General features: G+C 43.4%; 21 protein-coding genes. 10 read left to right on the top strand and 11 right to left on the bottom strand.

Features of this window, described 5'->3' with window-relative positions:
• Positions 1–11: 11 nt before the first annotated feature.
• Positions 12–710, bottom strand: coding sequence for a ComF family protein (locus AC59GT_RS01020; RefSeq protein WP_497235907.1), 699 nt, complete (start codon positions 708–710; stop codon positions 12–14).
• A 118-nt stretch (positions 711–828) separates the two neighbouring features.
• Complete coding sequence (locus tag AC59GT_RS01015) at positions 829–1,188, bottom strand: DUF3127 domain-containing protein (RefSeq protein WP_497235906.1); 360 nt, start codon at positions 1,186–1,188, stop codon at positions 829–831.
• 83 nt (positions 1,189–1,271) lie between these two features.
• Between AC59GT_RS01015 and AC59GT_RS01010 the strand changes: the two genes are divergently transcribed.
• The 10 genes from AC59GT_RS01010 to AC59GT_RS00965 all read left to right on the top strand — a co-directional run bounded on the left by AC59GT_RS01010 (position 1,272) and on the right by AC59GT_RS00965 (position 9,857).
• A complete protein-coding gene (locus AC59GT_RS01010) occupies positions 1,272–2,444 on the top strand; it encodes a THUMP domain-containing class I SAM-dependent RNA methyltransferase (RefSeq protein WP_497235905.1) in 1,173 nt (390 codons plus the stop codon).
• On the top strand, positions 2,445–2,939 hold the full coding sequence (locus AC59GT_RS01005) for a hypothetical protein (protein WP_497235904.1): 495 nt from the start codon (positions 2,445–2,447) through the stop codon (positions 2,937–2,939).
• A 393-nt stretch (positions 2,940–3,332) separates the two neighbouring features.
• Positions 3,333–3,572: a helix-turn-helix domain-containing protein gene (locus tag AC59GT_RS01000; RefSeq protein ID WP_117384919.1), complete on the top strand. Its 240-nt coding sequence runs from the start codon at positions 3,333–3,335 to the stop codon at positions 3,570–3,572.
• A gap of 60 nt (positions 3,573–3,632) precedes the next feature.
• Positions 3,633–4,277: an HD domain-containing protein gene (locus AC59GT_RS00995; RefSeq protein ID WP_497235903.1), complete on the top strand. Its 645-nt coding sequence runs from the start codon at positions 3,633–3,635 to the stop codon at positions 4,275–4,277.
• Between the two features lie 23 nt (positions 4,278–4,300).
• On the top strand, positions 4,301–5,608 hold the full coding sequence (locus AC59GT_RS00990) for a carbohydrate porin (RefSeq protein WP_497235902.1): 1,308 nt from the start codon (positions 4,301–4,303) through the stop codon (positions 5,606–5,608).
• 58 nt (positions 5,609–5,666) lie between these two features.
• Positions 5,667–6,200, top strand: a complete 534-nt coding sequence (locus AC59GT_RS00985) for a YceI family protein (protein ID WP_497235901.1) — start codon at positions 5,667–5,669, stop codon at positions 6,198–6,200.
• A gap of 82 nt (positions 6,201–6,282) precedes the next feature.
• Entirely contained in the window at positions 6,283–7,347 is a 1,065-nt protein-coding gene (locus AC59GT_RS00980; RefSeq protein WP_497235900.1) for a sensor histidine kinase, read from the top strand.
• Positions 7,348–7,393: 46 nt separating this feature from the next.
• On the top strand, positions 7,394–8,044 hold the full coding sequence (locus tag AC59GT_RS00975; RefSeq protein ID WP_497235899.1) for a DUF47 domain-containing protein: 651 nt from the start codon (positions 7,394–7,396) through the stop codon (positions 8,042–8,044).
• A gap of 21 nt (positions 8,045–8,065) precedes the next feature.
• Positions 8,066–9,097 (top strand): inorganic phosphate transporter, encoded by a 1,032-nt coding sequence (locus tag AC59GT_RS00970; RefSeq protein WP_497235898.1) that lies wholly within the window; start codon positions 8,066–8,068, stop codon positions 9,095–9,097.
• Positions 9,098–9,131: 34 nt separating this feature from the next.
• Positions 9,132–9,857: a DUF4197 domain-containing protein gene (locus AC59GT_RS00965; protein WP_497235897.1), complete on the top strand. Its 726-nt coding sequence runs from the start codon at positions 9,132–9,134 to the stop codon at positions 9,855–9,857.
• 1 nt (position 9,858) lies between these two features.
• On the opposite strand, the gene AC59GT_RS00960 is transcribed toward AC59GT_RS00965, so the two are convergent.
• The 9 genes from AC59GT_RS00960 to AC59GT_RS00920 all read right to left on the bottom strand — a co-directional run bounded on the left by AC59GT_RS00960 (position 9,859) and on the right by AC59GT_RS00920 (position 15,527).
• Complete coding sequence (locus AC59GT_RS00960; protein ID WP_497235896.1) at positions 9,859–11,091, bottom strand: energy transducer TonB; 1,233 nt, start codon at positions 11,089–11,091, stop codon at positions 9,859–9,861.
• Positions 11,084–11,653, bottom strand: coding sequence for an RNA polymerase sigma factor (locus AC59GT_RS00955; RefSeq protein ID WP_497235895.1), 570 nt, complete (start codon positions 11,651–11,653; stop codon positions 11,084–11,086). The genes AC59GT_RS00960 and AC59GT_RS00955 overlap by 8 nt, the downstream gene beginning before the upstream one ends.
• Before the next feature lie 79 nt (positions 11,654–11,732).
• On the bottom strand, positions 11,733–12,287 hold the full coding sequence (locus AC59GT_RS00950; RefSeq protein ID WP_497235894.1) for a YceI family protein: 555 nt from the start codon (positions 12,285–12,287) through the stop codon (positions 11,733–11,735).
• A gap of 8 nt (positions 12,288–12,295) precedes the next feature.
• A complete protein-coding gene (locus tag AC59GT_RS00945; protein ID WP_497235893.1) occupies positions 12,296–12,793 on the bottom strand; it encodes a hypothetical protein in 498 nt (165 codons plus the stop codon).
• A 124-nt stretch (positions 12,794–12,917) separates the two neighbouring features.
• Entirely contained in the window at positions 12,918–13,136 is a 219-nt protein-coding gene (locus tag AC59GT_RS00940) for a helix-turn-helix domain-containing protein (protein WP_497235892.1), read from the bottom strand.
• A 44-nt stretch (positions 13,137–13,180) separates the two neighbouring features.
• Entirely contained in the window at positions 13,181–13,669 is a 489-nt protein-coding gene (locus tag AC59GT_RS00935; protein WP_497235891.1) for a hypothetical protein, read from the bottom strand.
• A 175-nt stretch (positions 13,670–13,844) separates the two neighbouring features.
• On the bottom strand, positions 13,845–14,018 hold the full coding sequence (locus AC59GT_RS00930; protein WP_497235890.1) for a hypothetical protein: 174 nt from the start codon (positions 14,016–14,018) through the stop codon (positions 13,845–13,847).
• A gap of 23 nt (positions 14,019–14,041) precedes the next feature.
• Positions 14,042–14,749: a uracil-DNA glycosylase family protein gene (locus AC59GT_RS00925; protein ID WP_497235889.1), complete on the bottom strand. Its 708-nt coding sequence runs from the start codon at positions 14,747–14,749 to the stop codon at positions 14,042–14,044.
• A 1-nt stretch (position 14,750) separates the two neighbouring features.
• Positions 14,751–15,527: a M90 family metallopeptidase gene (locus AC59GT_RS00920; RefSeq protein WP_497235888.1), complete on the bottom strand. Its 777-nt coding sequence runs from the start codon at positions 15,525–15,527 to the stop codon at positions 14,751–14,753.
• Positions 15,528–15,608 lie beyond the last annotated feature (81 nt).

Raw genomic sequence — 15,608 nt, 5'->3', positions numbered from 1 at the left:
ATTAATATTGACTATACCGCGTAAGCAATGGTAGCAATGCTTAACGTGAGTTGAGGTATCTTAAGCAATTCTGCACCGCACGCCTCCAGGGTGGAACCGGTAGTAACAATATCATCCACCAACAAAACATGTTTATTTTGTAATTGCTGCGGATGCTTTACAGCAAATACTTGCTGCATATTTTCAAATCTTGCAAAGCGAGATTTTTTGGTTTGCGTGTTGGTAGACACCGTACGAACCAGATTGTTGGCAAGCACAGTCCCGTCCGTCTTGCTTGCAAGCCCATCAGCAAAACACTCGCTCTGATTATACCCGCGCTCACGCAATCGTTTCTTATGTAATGGAACAGGTATAATGTAATCCACGTTCTTAAAAACCTCACTTTTATTCAGCTGCTGGCCTGCAATGGCGCCAAGTGCATTTCCAATACCGTGCATCCCATCATATTTAAAATGGTGCATCATCCGCTGTACATTGCTTCCTTTATTAAAATAGTATAACGCGTAAGCGCCGGCAAGCGGCAGCTTACCCCAAAATTGTTGCGCTACTATATTATCGGGCTGTTCGTGAAAATTTGTATAAGGTAAATTATACAGGCAATGTGTACAAATAACGTGTTCGCTGGATACAAGCGTAGCATGACACGCGGCACAAAGCTCCGGAAAAATGAGGGACAAAAAATCGTTAAAATAGGAGCGAACAGCGTTCATGAGCGTGAAGATAGCAGATTATCTTCTCTGTTTTTATATACCATTTTTTCTAAACAAAAAATCCCGGCCAATTTAACTTAGCCGGGATCCTGTATAGCAACCAGTAATCTAAAATAACTTAGAATGGCAGATCATCATCATCTGGTGCTGAGCTGATATCAGCAGGAGCAGCGTATTGCGGAGCTGCAGATGCACCACCACTTAATACATTTATTTTCCAAAGCTGCATTGAATTAAAGTAGCTTTTTTTGCCGGTTTTATCTGTCCATGGGCGGCCACGCAGGTTAAAGAAAACCTCCACATCGTCACCAACTTTAACATTGTCAAGCAGTGCGCAACGATCCTGTATCGCCTCGAACTTTAAATACTCAGGATATTGTGGGTTTTCGATATATTCAACTATCAATTCTCGTTTCTTAAGTGATTCTGTCACCTGGGCAGTTGGGCCCACTTCGTGTACTTTACCTTTGATCTCCATTGCTTCCGAAATATTTAAAATGTAAAGTTAAGAGTATGAAATTAAAACGGCGGCTTTTTATTCATAAATTCGCCAATTATTATATGCAAGTTTTCCACAACGAAAGTAAGATCATCATCACCTGTAATAAGCGTTTGTCGCTATATTTAAAGCAGGAAGTAGAAGCCCTTGGGTTTGAACCAACCCGTGTTTTCCAAACAGGCGTAGAGCTGCAGGGAACTGTTACAGACTCCATTCCGCTAAACCTTAACCTGCGCTGTGCCAGCCAAATACTTTATTTGTTAAAGAGTTTTGAAGCAGAGAACCCGAATGAGCTTTATAACGAACTAGTGAAAATAGAATGGGAGGAACTGATTGATTTTTCCGGGTATTTTTCTGTTACGTCCAATGTTAACAACAAGCATATCCTAACGCCGCTATTTGCAAACGTAAAGGTAAAAGATGCCATTGTAGACAGGATAAAGCAAAAGAAAGGTATCCGCCCAAATTCTGGTGCAGATGCTAATAAAACAGTTGTACATCTTTACTGGCAGGATAACAAGGCCGATGTTTTTATAGATACTTCAGGTGAGACCCTCGCCAAACACAGCTATCGTAAAATACCCGGCAAAGCGCCAATGTTGGAAGCGCTTGCTACTTCCACCATCATGTCGACCGGTTGGGACCGTCAAAGCACTTTTGTAAACCCTATGTGCGGCTCAGGCACGCTTGCTATAGAAGCAGCACTGCTTGCAACCGATAAACACCCTGGCCTGTTTCGGATGAATTACGGCTTTATGCATATACTGGGCTATGATGAGCAGGTATTTTTTACAGAACGCCGCACACTTAAGGACAAAGCCAAGAAGGCGATCAACTTTAAAATAATTGCTACGGACATATCAGATGATGCAGTAGATATTGCCCGCAAGAACGCCAATACAGCAGGCGTAGAACATTTGATAGACTTTGCTGTTTGTGATTTTGCAGACACAGAAGTCCCCGAAGGCCCGGGCATAATAATGTTTAACCCCGAGTATGGCGAGCGTTTAGGAACCCATACTAAGCTGGAAATAACTTATAAACGCATAGGCGATTTCCTGAAACAAAAGTGTTTAGGAAAAAGTGGATATGTATTCACCGGCAACCCTGACCTGGCTAAAAAGATTGGCTTAAAGGCTGCCCGGAAAATAGAATTTTATAACGGTAAGCTGGACTGCCGCCTTTTTGAGTACGAACTATATGAAGGCACTAAACGCGAACCAAAAGCAGAATAAATGAAAAAGCTCCTGATAATTGCCCTGTTTATACTTTCATCAGCCCTTGCGAAAGCGCAGGAAGGTGATCTTGCATTTCCTTTCCAAGGTGGAAGCCCTATCATGACCAGGTTCTTTACTGACAGCCTGCGAGTAGGCCAGGATATTAAGGATAAAAAGGCAAGCGGCATGGCTGTGATTAAATTCACTGCCGATATAAGCGGACAGATACAAAAGATTGTGATCTACTATGCAGATGATTACATGCTTACCCTTCCTGTAATAGAGGCGCTTAGAAAGTCTAACAAAAAATGGATCATCCCCAACAAAGAGAAGTTCCACGATTTTATTATACCGTTTTCAATAAGCTATAATGCACCCGCTACAGGTGTGGCCGAAGTTCAGAAAGCTGCTTACGCCTATTTCAAACAGCGCAAACCTATCCTCACCAAAGATCAGCTGCCACTAAACGCCGCTACCCTGCTGCCGGTAGTTGTGGTTAAGTACGACCTTTAACGTGCAACGTTAAAGAGGCCAAAATGTAAAAAGTGTTCAGCTTTTTTTGTGCCCGACGGTAAAAACAAGTTTTTGAACACTTTTTTACTTCCGTTAAAAAAGACGTCAAATAGCACGATTATGTCTGTTTTTGGCTTAAAATCCGTGCAAGCACCTTTAAAAACCACACCAATTCACAGTGCTAAATTCAAGTTTATTTGCATTGTATAGGGTAAATTACAGGTAGCAAATCTCCCTTTTACAACACCTGCCAAATAATGCCCGGGCGCCAGTCAGCGCCAAATGATTTCATCGTTCGGAAAAAAATTTAATTAAAACCTAACAAAAAGAAATCCGTACAAAGATGCTTTTCGTTAGTATACGATTATTGACCTCCGACAATTAGAAAAAAAGATGAAGAATCTGTTAAGTTTTAAAGTTAAAGCCGTTGCCGCAAACATTCGTAACAAACGCGAAGAACTCAACTATACACAGGAATACCTTGCTGCAAAACTTAAAATATCTCAGAACGCATATAGTAAAATAGAACTTGGTTATACTAAGATCACGCTGGAACGTCTTTTCCAGATAGCTGAAGTTTTAGAAACGGAACTGATGGACCTTATCAAAGCAGATAAAGCCGAAGCTGCCTGACCCGTAATAATTTCAGGGCTTATCAATATCCCTTAATATATTTGCCGCAAACAACATTTGATGAGCGACGCAGATATAATTGGGCAAACTATAGCTTTTGTAAAACAAACCCTTAGCGACGCCGAAGGCGGGCACGATTGGTGGCACATACAACGGGTACACACCAATGCCAGGCGCATTGCAGAAGGCGAAAGCTGCCATCTGCTAACCGTAGAACTTGCTGCACTGCTGCATGATATTGCTGATAGCAAATTTCACGGAGGGGACGAGGAAATTGGCCCGCGCACCGCAGGAGACTATTTAAGAAGCATCAATGCCGAGCCGGCTGTTATTGAGCACGTTCAGCAGATCATCCGCTACATGTCTTTTAAAGCGAGCTTTGATAAGCCATCCTTTCACTCAACAGAGCTTGCCATTGTACAGGATGCCGACCGGCTGGATGCAATAGGTGCCATTGGTATTGCCCGCGCATTTACGTACGGAGGTTTCAAGGGGCGCGAATTGTACAACCCCGAAATTGAACCCAACCTAAACATGAGCAAAGAGGAGTATAAAAACTCCGCTGCGCCAACAATTAACCACTTTCATGAAAAGCTGCTGTTGCTCAAAGACAAAATGAATACCTCCACCGGCAAGCAATTGGCTCAGCAACGGCACAACTTTATGCTCAGTTACCTGCAGCAGTTTTATAGCGAAGTACAATAACTCAATATTATTAAACGCCTGTTATGAACAAAACTTTACTCTTATTAGCCGCGCTGCTCGCCGGACAATATGCCCGGGCGCAGGATACTTTAAAACAGCAGCGTTTTAACCTGCACTTCCAGCAAACTGTTATTACACAAGCTAAACCATCGTTTAGCGCCAACTATTCCGGAGCGAACAGCCTGCTTACCAACAGCGAAACGCAAACGTCGCTTACCACAACTTTATTCGGCGGGGCTCGGCTGTGGAAAGGAGCAGCGGCATACTTTAATCCGGAGATGTCTGGCGGTTCCGGACTAAGCAAAACACTTGGCGTTGCCGGTTTTCCAAATGGTGAAACCTTCAGGGTTGGCGGCGCCGAACCTAAAATATACATAGCCCGCCTTTACTTTACACAAACCTTTGAGTGGGGTAATGATAGAGACACCCTTGCAGACGATGTAAACCAGCTCGGCGGCCTGCGCAGCAAGCGTTACCTAAATTTTACTGTCGGCAAATTTGGCATGGCAGATTTTTTCGACGGTAACGAATTCAGCCATGATGCCCGCTCTCAGTTCATGAACTGGGCATTGATGGATAATGCGGCATGGGACTACCCGGCCAATACCCGTGGTTACGTAATGGGCGCAATGGCCGAGTTGGGGCAGCCTACATGGGCGTTGCGCTTTGCCTTCACCATGACAACCACTTCTGCAAACGGTGCAATATGGGACCAGCGCGTAAGTCGCGCCAATACGCAAACCCTGGAATACGAGAAACGGTATAAACTAAACGGCCGCAACGGCACAGTACGCATCCTTGGTTTTCGTAACAATGGCAAAATGGGTGTTTACAGAGACGCTTTAGCGCTGAAGCCCGTTAACCCCACTGTAGATACAACTCTTACTTACGGCAAGCACAAGTACGGCTTTGGCATCAGTGCCGACCAATACCTCAGCAGAGACTTTGGTGTATTTGCCAAGGCAAGCTGGAATGATGGCAAGACCGAAACCTGGGCCTTTACGGAAATAGACCGGTCTGTAAGTTTAGGGGCTGTATTAAGGGGCAGCAGCTGGAACCGTGGAGATGATGAACTGGGCCTGGCATTTGTTGGCAACGGCCTATCTGCACCGCACCGCGATTACCTGAAAGCGGGCGGCTACGGCTTCATCATAGGCGACGGTCGGCTTAACTACAGCACCGAATTGATTGCCGAGCTTTATTACAAAATTAATGCTTATCAAAAAAAGCTATGGCTCTCGCCCGATTACCAGTTTATTGCTAACCCGGCTTATAACAAAGACCGCGGCCCGGTAAACGTTTTCTCTCTGCGCGCGCATGTAGAGTTTTAGCTGATCAGTTAAACCAAAACGATAAAGTAAAGTCACACCAACAAACACGCCGGGTATAATGAAGAAACTCAGTTTAGCAATATTAATCTTAACAGTAACACTAAGCAGCTTTGCGCAGGTTGCCAACAATCTTACAAAAGCTTCGGTAACGTTTAAGATAAAGAACATGGGCATAAATACCGGCGGTAAGATAGGCACCGTACAGGCCGACGTTCAGTTTGTACCCTCAGATCTTGCCAAAAGCAAGATAGACGCCACGGCAGAGAGTGCATCTATTAACACTGATAACGAGATGCGCGACAATCACCTGAAGGGAGAGGATTACTTTGACGTTGCCAAGTACCCTAAAATAACAATGCGTTCCATTTCTTTTAAACACAACAGCGGCAACAACTACACGGGCCAGTTTAACTTAACCATTAAAGATAAGACCAAACAGGTAACTGTACCGTTCACCTACAACGAAGCAGGGGGCACAGCAGCTGTAAAGGGCTCCTTCAAAATTAACCGTAGAGATTTCGGCATCGGTGGCAGCAGTTTGGTACTGGCAGACGAAGCTACCATCACGATAGAGGTTGAAGTGACTAAATAGTGCTTTAATCACTTAACAATTATTTAATACCGGGGCTCGCGCAGCTTATTATTTCATTCATTTTCAAAGCGTACCTTTGTGTATGAATTTGCGTGTGCTCGTTCTCATTAATTCCGCTGCTGTAGCTATCAGCTTGTCGGCAGTAAACTATTATTTTCAGCACAAGTGGTACGATATGATCATCACCTTCCTGGTGACGCTGATCAGCAGTTATATCGTATTTTACTATCTTATCGAAAAGTATATCTATTCGCGTATCAAGCTTATTTATAAGCTTATCCACAACCTAAAACTGGGCCGCGATTTAAGAGATGCCCTGGGCGAACATGTAACTGCCAACCCTATTAAGGATGTGGAGAATGAGGTAAAGGAGTGGGCACGGATTAAGAAAACTGAGATTGATGATCTGCGTAAACAGGAAAAATTTCGCCGGGACTTCCTCTCTAACATCTCTCATGAGTTTAAAACTCCCCTGTTTGCCATACAGGGTTATATAGAAGCCCTGCAGGATGACGGTTTTGACGACCGCGAAATGGCAGAACAGTTTTTGAAAAAGGCTTCTAAAAATGTAGACCGCCTGAGCTATCTGATCAAAGACCTTGATGAGATATCTAAACTGGAATCAGGCGAGATCCCGATCAATTACAGCAAGTTTAAAATTAATGATCTTATAAAAGAAGTTTTTGAATCGCTGGAGTTTAAGGCCAGGGATCACAACATTAAGCTGATATTTAAACAAAAATACGACGACGGTATTTACGTGAATGCCGACCGCGAGAAGATACGACAGGTACTGGTTAACCTTATAGATAACTCCTTTAAATACGGCAAGGAAGGCGGAAGTACATCTGTAAGCCTGTTTACCCTGCATGACCAGGTGTTGGTAGAAGTAACAGATGACGGTGTTGGCATAGAAGAAAAAAACCTGTCCAGATTGTTCGAACGATTCTTCCGTACAGATACGAGCCGCTCCCGGCAGATTGGCGGATCGGGCCTGGGCCTCGCTATAGTTAAGCACATTGTAGAGGCGCATCAACAAAACATTAACGTAAGAAGCACAGAGGGGGTGGGATCTACCTTCGGTTTTACACTGCAAAAAGTTAAACAAGCGCTGCCATTCCCCAATATACCCGTGTTAAAAAGTTAACATTAATTTAACATTGCATCCGTACCTTTACTGAAATTTAATGACAATGTCTCTTAACAGTATCTTTCAATACTTTGTCCCTAAGGATAAAAAAACTTTCTTCCCGCTTTTTGAGCAGGCAGCAAGCAATGTTGTAACTATGGCTACTATACTGGTAGAAGCTGTAAACTCTGCTAACCCGGTTACACAGGAAGAACTGTTTCGCCAGATAGACAAGCTGGAAAACAAAGGTGACGAACTTACCCACCAGATATACCTGGAACTAGGCAAAAACTTTATCACCCCGTTTGACCGTGAAGATATACACTCGCTGGCTACCGCGATAGACGACGTTGCCGATTATATACATGGTGCATCAAACCGGATGAGCCTGTATAAGATAGAAGATTATAACGAGCACATCCGCAAACTGTCTGACCTTATTCTGCAGGCCAGCGGTGATCTTGAAAAAGCCGTACGCGAACTGAAAGATTTGAAGAACGTTCGTGCAATTGCCGATTCTTGTATCCGCATAAACAGCGTAGAAAACCAGGCCGACTACGTGTTTGACCGTGCTGTTGCCGATCTTTTCCTGTACGAGACCGACGCTATCAAACTAATTAAATACAAAGAGATACTGGCTGCGCTGGAAACGGCTACAGATATGTGCGAGGATGCTGCCAACGTAATGGAATCTATTTTAGTTAAAAACGCCTAAGCATATCTTTAAACTTTTTACATGGTAACCACCCTGCTTGTTGTTGTAGTTTGCCTGGCCATTATATTTGATTTTATAAACGGCTTTCACGACGCTGCCAACTCCATTGCTACAATTGTTTCTACCAAAGTACTTACACCGTTTCAAGCGGTACTTTGGGCTGCATTCTTCAACTTCCTTGCTTATTTTGCTGTACGTTACTGGGGGTTTCACGGCGGTAATTTCTCCGTTGCAAACACAGTTGCCAAAACGGTTCTGGAACAGTTTATCACCATGCAAGTGGTACTGGCCGGCCTTGTTGCCGCTATCACCTGGAACCTTATCACCTGGTGGTTCGGTATCCCCTCGAGCTCATCGCACACGCTTATAGGCGGTTTTGCCGGAGCTGGTATGACAAATGCCATGTTTCATGGTGCCAACGCCTTTTTAGCTGTCAATACAAAGGTCGTATTAACAACTATAGCTTATATTTTTCTTGCGCCATTTATTGGGTTATTCATTGCTTATGTTATAACTATCATTATCCTACACATTTGCAAGAACGCTAAACCTGTAAAGGCCGAAAAATGGTTTAAAAGCGGTCAACTAATATCATCAGCAGCATTAAGCTTTGCGCATGGCGGTAACGATGCCCAAAAGGTAATGGGTATTATTTACGTTGCTTTGGTATCATCACAGGTTATAAAAACCGGCACACCTATGCCAAACTGGATACCTGTGGCGTGCTACAGCGCTATTGCACTGGGCACCATGTCCGGCGGTTGGAAGATTGTAAAAACCATGGGCACCAAAATAACCAAGGTTACACCACTTGAAGGTGTAGCTGCAGAATCTGCAGGTGCTATTACCTTGTTCATTACCGAAAACTTTGGTATACCGGTATCTACAACACATACCATTACAGGCTCTATTATTGGTGTGGGCCTTACCAAAAGGGTATCTGCGGTACGCTGGGGCGTTACCATTAACCTGGTATGGGCATGGATAATTACCATCCCTATTTCTGCGCTGCTTGCAGGGTTAGTGTTTGTACTGGTAAGGGCTCTATCTTAGATTTAATTGGCAGTACTTTTGCTTTACTGCCGGCATGAAGAAAGCCTTACTTTTATTATTCCCGATCCTGCTTTTCACCGCAACCAGCTGCGATACGCTCAACCAGGTAGCTCAAACAACCATTCAGCAATACGGTAACCCTACCAACCTCGAGATCAGCAACGGCCTTAAACAGGCGCTGGAAATAGGTACAGGTAAAAGCTCTGACCAACTCTCTGCTGTAGACGGCTTTTTTGCAAATGCCGCCGTAAAGATCCTTTTTCCACCGGAAGCACAGAAAGTTGAGAAAACCCTTCGAAGCATTGGCTTGGGTAAACTGGCTGATAACGTAGTGCTGTCGCTTAACCGGGCTGCAGAGGATGCCGCTAAAGGTGCCAGGCCAATATTCGTAAACGCTATAAAGCAAATGACCATACAGGATGTTACCAACATTTTGCTTGGCAACCAGGATGCTGCCACGCAGTACTTTAAACGCACTACTACTTTGCAATTGTCGTCCAGTTTCAGGCCTGTTATTCAAAACAGCCTGAACAAGGTAGGCGCCACCAAATACTACGGTGATGCAGCGGCGGCTTACAATAAAATACCATTAGTGAGCAAGATTAACCCGGATATAACCGACTATGTGACACAGAAAGCCATTGACGGCCTGTTTTACGAGATAGCTAAAGAAGAGCTTAACATAAGGCAAAACCTATCCGCCAGAACCACCCCTCTACTACAGAAAGTGTTTGGCTATTACGATAAGAATAAAAGATAACTTACAATGAGCGGAATGTTACAGTGAAGAGTACCTGCTGTGACTTTCCGCTTTCATTGCCTTTCCACGATGGGCCGTTGGCAACAATACTTTTCGCCTTAGCATCAGCAATGGAGCTAAGGCTTTTTACTACGCTTATATTGCTGATAGTTCCGTTCGGGCTTACGTCAAACTTCAATTTTACGTCACCTGTTTTTTCCCCCGCCGGAAGCAGCGCCTGTTGAGCTATGTAAGCATTGTAAGCCTCTGTACCTATTACCGGGCGTGCAGTACTCTCTGCTCGTACCACCGTAACTTCTGCCAATTGCGAACCCGCATCTTTTCCATTGGCGGATCCTATGTAACCCATTGAGGTATTTGCCGAGTCCTTTGCTGTAAATGTTTTAAAGCGGCTTGTTAACTGAGAAGGTGCAGCAAGCCCGTTGCCGGTAGCCGTAACCGGATTGTTTTCAGCGGTAATTACTTTCCCCTTTAAATCAACTTTCGGGGGCTGTGTAGCAGCAAGGTTGCCCAGGTAGTAGCTATTGTTATATTCCGGCCTGCCTTCCCGCTCCTTTTTGGTTACACCTTCTACCTTGCCTGTTAATGGCTGTGAAAGTGGCTTCTTGCTAATCGCAACTACAGCAGGCATCTCACCGGAATCTCTTTGTTTGGCAATAACGTCCATTACGCGCTCATCCAGCGGTAACTGAGATGCAGCCGAAGCTTGTTGCTGGGCGGCAATCGTCCTGGTTGTATCAGTTATACGAGGAATTTCGTTTATAACTAGGGTGCGGTCGTTTCTAAACTGACGAGGTGCCTTAATCTCTTTTGTACGTGGCGGTGCTGTTGCAAGCAAAGGTGTGCTATCATTCGTCGAAGACGGCAGGGACTTCGGACTTGTATCGGCTGGCGGTAAGGGCTCATTACGCGCGGCTAAAGGGGCAACAACAGGATCACTCCTTCTGTAAAGTAACCCAACTACCACCATAAAGCCTATAACGCCCGCCGCGGCAGCCATCATCCACCATGGAATAATGCGGCGTTGCTTCTCGTCCACTCTTTCCTGCAAACGTTGCGAAAGCCTGCTAAGATTGGCTGACTGATTGCTTGCCGATGCTTCATAACCTTCTATAGCGTCCATCAGGAAAGGATCATGCTGCGCCTCCCGCTCAAGCTGGTGCATAGTTTTGGCATCAAGCTCCCCGTTGAGGTACTTTTGTATCAGGGTTATATCGTGCCTTTGTTTATCCACCGTTCCGTTCAAGGCAAATCTTTAAATTACGTTTGCCATTCTGTATATAACTTTTTACTTCGTTCATGGTAAAGCCGGTAACCTCAGCTATCTCTTTATAACACCTCTCTTCCAAATAGAACAATTGCACGCTTTGTTTTTGAGCGGGCGTCAATTTACCCATGCAGTGCTCCAGTTTATTGAGTGATTCTTCGCGTCCATTCTCTTCAGGATGCAAAACCGGGTCAAATTCCATAAATTCTTCAAGTTCAACCGTAGTTATTTTTTTCCCTGCCCTTAATTGCATCAAACAATAATTACGGCTGAGCACATAAAGCCAGCTCTTGAACTGCTTAATCTCGTGCTGCTTTACTTTGATTACAAGTTCTTCAAATATCGCCATAACAGCATCCTGTGATTGCTCCTCGTCCTTAAGGTACTTCAGGCAAACACCGTATACCAGATGCATATGGCGCTCGTATAGCTTACCCAATACGGCCAGGTCGCCATGCGCGCGATAGCCGGCTACCAGCTTGTCATCATCGTCGTTAACAGGTGTAATTGGTTTTTTGAAGAAACTCATTAAAGCTGCAAATTATTATTTTTTTGCAACTTTAATGAGTTTCATTTGCTCATTATGCCATCCGGGAAGCTTTGTACAGCTATAGCTCTGCTACTACTTTAAACGTAACGTCGAACATATTACTTATTGCCTTGTCTCCAAGCCCGCTGAAAAAGCTTCCTGAGTTATAGATGATATTATACTTAGTGCGGTCTATTGTAGTACTTCCGCTTACCGTTAGTTTGGTGCCTTGATTAAGGGTAGTAACCGGGCACTCAAACGGCAATGTTTTATTCTTAATTGTAAGCAGACCGGAGGCTTTCCCGTTATAAATCTTAGTAATCTTTATAACGCTTACGGGGTATTTGGCTACATCAAAGAAATCCTCGCTTTTAAGATGGCCTAGCAGGTCCTGATTGCTTTGTTGCATGCTATTCATGTCGATAGTAAGTTGAGCGCTTGTTACCTTCTCGCCAGTAACCGTTAGTTTACCTTCAGAAAAGTTGAGCGTTCCTGCGGGTGCATAAGATCCAATTTGAGCATGACCTGTCCAGCCAATGGTACTCAGTTCCGGCTTAATAAGCACTGTTTTTTGAGCTAATAAAACGCTGCTGCTTGACAGCCATAAGAAAAGAGCGATAAATAGTGTTTTCATGATTGTGATTAGTTTAAGGTAATTACTTTGTCTTCGGTTTCAATAAGGCCTATACCTTTGTACAGCTTGCCGGTCTTGTCTTTGGCGATTATATACCACAAAGCGTCGCCGCCATAAGTTTTGGCACCAAACCGCCAGTTCTTTTTGTAGCAAAAAGTTTTGTTGGCACGTAATTTACCGTCGGGGCACTCGAATGCTTCTGCAAATTCCTTCGGTGAATAGTTCATATTGGCGTGCCACCCGCTTTCGTCATACCAAATAAAACTGCCACATTCAACAACGGTAAGATCTTGTTTAATAGCTGTAGCATAAGTACTATGCTTCCAGTAAAAAGTGTCGCCTTCTTTAACAGGATAGCAGGGATTAGGATCATGGGTAATAATGATGCCTACTGGCAAGTTGCGCAACTTGTCTGGCATTAAGCGATGTTTGTCCGTCCATGCGGTTTGTGCTACAGCAAGGTAGCCGATAAGCAAGAATGTAATAGTAACAGATAACTTTTTCATAACTTTTATTTTCCTCAAAATTGCAGTTATGAATGGCTCGCGTCGCCCCAAAACCTTTTTTGGTACGTACCAAGCCCATTTTGGCACTAATTATCTTATGATAGAAAGTGTATTTGGCGCAAAATTATTTGCTGAGGTATGCAGATGGCGTTATGCCGGTCACCTCCTTAAAGGTACGGTTGAATGAAGTTTTGGAATTAAAGCCACAATCGAAAGCTATTCCTAACAAAGTGAGTTTTTTTGCATCATTAGCTGCAAAGCGTCTTTTAATTTCTTCAACACGCCAACTATTCACGTAAGCGTTAAATGTTTTATTGAAAGCATTATTGATTGTTGCCGACACCACTTATGACGGAATATTTAAATGAGTTGCTAAATTTGCAAGAGTTAATCGGGATCGAGAAACAGCCGATCGGTCCTCATCGCTGCTTCAATCAAGGCCACCAAATTCTCGTCTATCAACTGTGTTACCTGTTTTTCATTTGCCAGTTCGGCCGAACGGTTGTACGACACACTAGTACTTTCCAGTCGAAAACTATAGATGCTTAGTATAAAGATTAGCAAACAAAGCAGATCGCTTGAAAAATCGTATTTATAATATACATTGTGCGCATCCCTTAGGAAAGCTTCGAACAGCCAAAACACACAGGTAACTATCATTAAACATAAGCATACCTTAAGCCAGTTTAACATTTTTTTGCTGACATCGGAAAAGTTGTTGACCAGCCATTGTTGATAATCTGTAACGATTAAAACAGAGAACGTAAGATATATTACCAACGAAAGCCAGGTACCATCATACTCCAGCCGGTAAGTGTAAGGCAAATGCACGTGGAACCATACCTGGTATTTAAACTGGTAACTCTGAAAACACACAAACCAATAAAATAGCGCCTGTACAAGTACTGGTATAAAATGTAGCAGATGTATTGGTTTGAACCGGAACGCCACACTTGTTATAGATTTCACATAAAAATATAGCAATGGCCCAAAGGCAAAGGAATAATATATAGGAAGAAAGTACAACCCTGGCTGTTGGCTGTAAATATCACTAACACGAAAAAAAAGCGTCGGCCAGCCAACCCACTATTGCCAGCATTAGCAGTGCCAGAAAGCGATTAGCAACCTTGTTCCTGGCAGAAAGCAGTAACGCAGTTGCTGAAAAAATGCCAAGTACAACTGCAGCAAAATAACATATTGCATACAAGCTTAAAGTCATCTTCATTGCGTTAAGATAAACAAAAGCTGCTACAGATTACCATTTGCTATTTTACTAAACGCCTCCAGGTATTTGCTGATGTAAAAGTCTTTTGATTTGCTTTTATATTGCATTATAAAGCGTGGATGCTCCAGGGCGACTATCCTGTCAAAAAAGTGATATTCGTCGTTTAGCTTATTGATAAACTTTTCGTTCTTCCCTGTGCCGAAGCAAAAACAAACATCAGTATAACATCCGATGCTTATCTGCTTTCTAATGTTCTCAATAATAGCAGGCGTTACAACATTACAAAGCTCTTTATTATCATAATAATTGTAATTCTTTTCCTCTCCATTAGCACCAACCCGGGTGAGCGCAAGTGGAAAAAGAGAATTAATGTATATATCCCGATAGAACGCCTCAGGGCCGCCGTAGGCGTTTATCATCTCGTAGATGAATACAGAGGATGTTTCGTGCGTAAGCTTCCCCTCGTAAGCTATATTACATTCTGAGATAAGTCGCTTAGGATCCGTAAACGGAATCCCAGTTAGCCCGCCCCCAAACCGGCCGGGATTTATCCCGAGAATTAAGTGGCGAGAGCGTTCATCATTATAGTATTTGCCATAAAAGTCTTTACAAATTCGTGTTACCTGCGGATATCCTTTGTAAGGATTCATGATGCGGATATCCGATGGCAACGGCGGCCCGGCATAGTCTACTTCTTTATAAAACTGTATTACTCTATTGCCAAACGACATATTACTTTTGCGATGGTTGTTGTCCAAATGCTTTACTTAGCAGATCATACAATTCCGGATGCTTTGATTTAAACTCATCTGGCTTGGTAAAAAAGTACTCAGATGTAACGGCCAGGAACTCTCCCTCATTAGTTACAGCGTACGGGTTAATGTCAGAATGCCCGTCTTCAATCCGCGATATCTCTTTATGCATCATTTTTATCCAGGGCTCAACATATTCATTCCCTAAAAATGCTTCCGGCACTCCGTCTGTTGCTCCGTCAGCCTTATCAATCAAATGAACAAACTCATGTATACCGGTATTTTCTTTACCGGAATTTTTTGAGAAGCCTTTTTCGAGCGCACGGCGCGAAAGGATCATTTGTCCGTTCATGTAACCACTGCCCACCATGCCCATTATATTACGATCCTCTCCTTCAAACTGAAAATCTTTGTCAAACGTGTCTGGGTATAACAGAACATTGGTAACATTTCTAAAACTCCAATCCTTAAAGCCGAATATGGGTATTACTGCGCTGGAGGCTACGAGCAACCTGTCCAATTGAGTAAGTTCGAGACCAACACTTTCTATCCGCACATCATCAAAAAAATGTTCAATTTTATCTTCAAAACGCAGTTTGTCTACATCGTTAAGTTTAGCATAGAAATTAACATGTGCCTGTAACAGCTGCTTTTGTTCGGCCGTTAACAAGTTGCTGGTTGACTTAGCGCTGCTTTTCCGCTTATTAGCAATAGCGATTACGAGCACAAAGGCAATTAGTATAATAAATGTGACCATGGGAACAAGGTAACAATAAAAGGTTCTTAAACACAAAGAGCGACGGGTAAACCCGTCGCTCTCCTAATATTCAAACTCGCG

The sequence above is a fragment of the Mucilaginibacter sp. 320_HR genome, assembly GCF_059691875.1.
Note: the sequence above shows the minus strand (reverse complement) of the source record. Positions and strands in the feature narration are given on the sequence as shown.

Bases quoted from the DNA above. Each gene is read 5' to 3' on its own strand.
- AC59GT_RS00920 (WP_497235888.1), bottom strand. From the start codon at position 15,527: ATGGTCACATTTATTATACTAATTGCCTTTGTGCTCGTAATCGCTATT.
- AC59GT_RS01005 (WP_497235904.1), top strand. From the start codon at position 2,445: ATGAAAAAGCTCCTGATAATTGCCCTGTTTATACTTTCATCAGCCCTT.
- AC59GT_RS00985 (WP_497235901.1), top strand. From the start codon at position 5,667: ATGAAGAAACTCAGTTTAGCAATATTAATCTTAACAGTAACACTAAGC.
- AC59GT_RS00950 (WP_497235894.1), bottom strand. From the start codon at position 12,287: ATGAAAACACTATTTATCGCTCTTTTCTTATGGCTGTCAAGCAGCAGC.
- AC59GT_RS00965 (WP_497235897.1), top strand. From the start codon at position 9,132: ATGAAGAAAGCCTTACTTTTATTATTCCCGATCCTGCTTTTCACCGCA.
- AC59GT_RS00945 (WP_497235893.1), bottom strand. From the start codon at position 12,793: ATGAAAAAGTTATCTGTTACTATTACATTCTTGCTTATCGGCTACCTT.
- AC59GT_RS01000 (WP_117384919.1), top strand. From the start codon at position 3,333: ATGAAGAATCTGTTAAGTTTTAAAGTTAAAGCCGTTGCCGCAAACATT.
- AC59GT_RS00980 (WP_497235900.1), top strand. From the start codon at position 6,283: ATGAATTTGCGTGTGCTCGTTCTCATTAATTCCGCTGCTGTAGCTATC.
- AC59GT_RS00930 (WP_497235890.1), bottom strand. From the start codon at position 14,018: ATGAAGATGACTTTAAGCTTGTATGCAATATGTTATTTTGCTGCAGTT.
- AC59GT_RS00955 (WP_497235895.1), bottom strand. From the start codon at position 11,653: ATGAGTTTCTTCAAAAAACCAATTACACCTGTTAACGACGATGATGAC.
- AC59GT_RS00970 (WP_497235898.1), top strand. From the start codon at position 8,066: ATGGTAACCACCCTGCTTGTTGTTGTAGTTTGCCTGGCCATTATATTT.
- AC59GT_RS00995 (WP_497235903.1), top strand. From the start codon at position 3,633: ATGAGCGACGCAGATATAATTGGGCAAACTATAGCTTTTGTAAAACAA.
- AC59GT_RS01015 (WP_497235906.1), bottom strand. From the start codon at position 1,188: ATGGAGATCAAAGGTAAAGTACACGAAGTGGGCCCAACTGCCCAGGTG.
- AC59GT_RS01010 (WP_497235905.1), top strand. From the start codon at position 1,272: ATGCAAGTTTTCCACAACGAAAGTAAGATCATCATCACCTGTAATAAG.
- AC59GT_RS00975 (WP_497235899.1), top strand. From the start codon at position 7,394: ATGTCTCTTAACAGTATCTTTCAATACTTTGTCCCTAAGGATAAAAAA.
- AC59GT_RS00990 (WP_497235902.1), top strand. From the start codon at position 4,301: ATGAACAAAACTTTACTCTTATTAGCCGCGCTGCTCGCCGGACAATAT.
- AC59GT_RS00925 (WP_497235889.1), bottom strand. From the start codon at position 14,749: ATGTCGTTTGGCAATAGAGTAATACAGTTTTATAAAGAAGTAGACTAT.
- AC59GT_RS01020 (WP_497235907.1), bottom strand. From the start codon at position 710: ATGAACGCTGTTCGCTCCTATTTTAACGATTTTTTGTCCCTCATTTTT.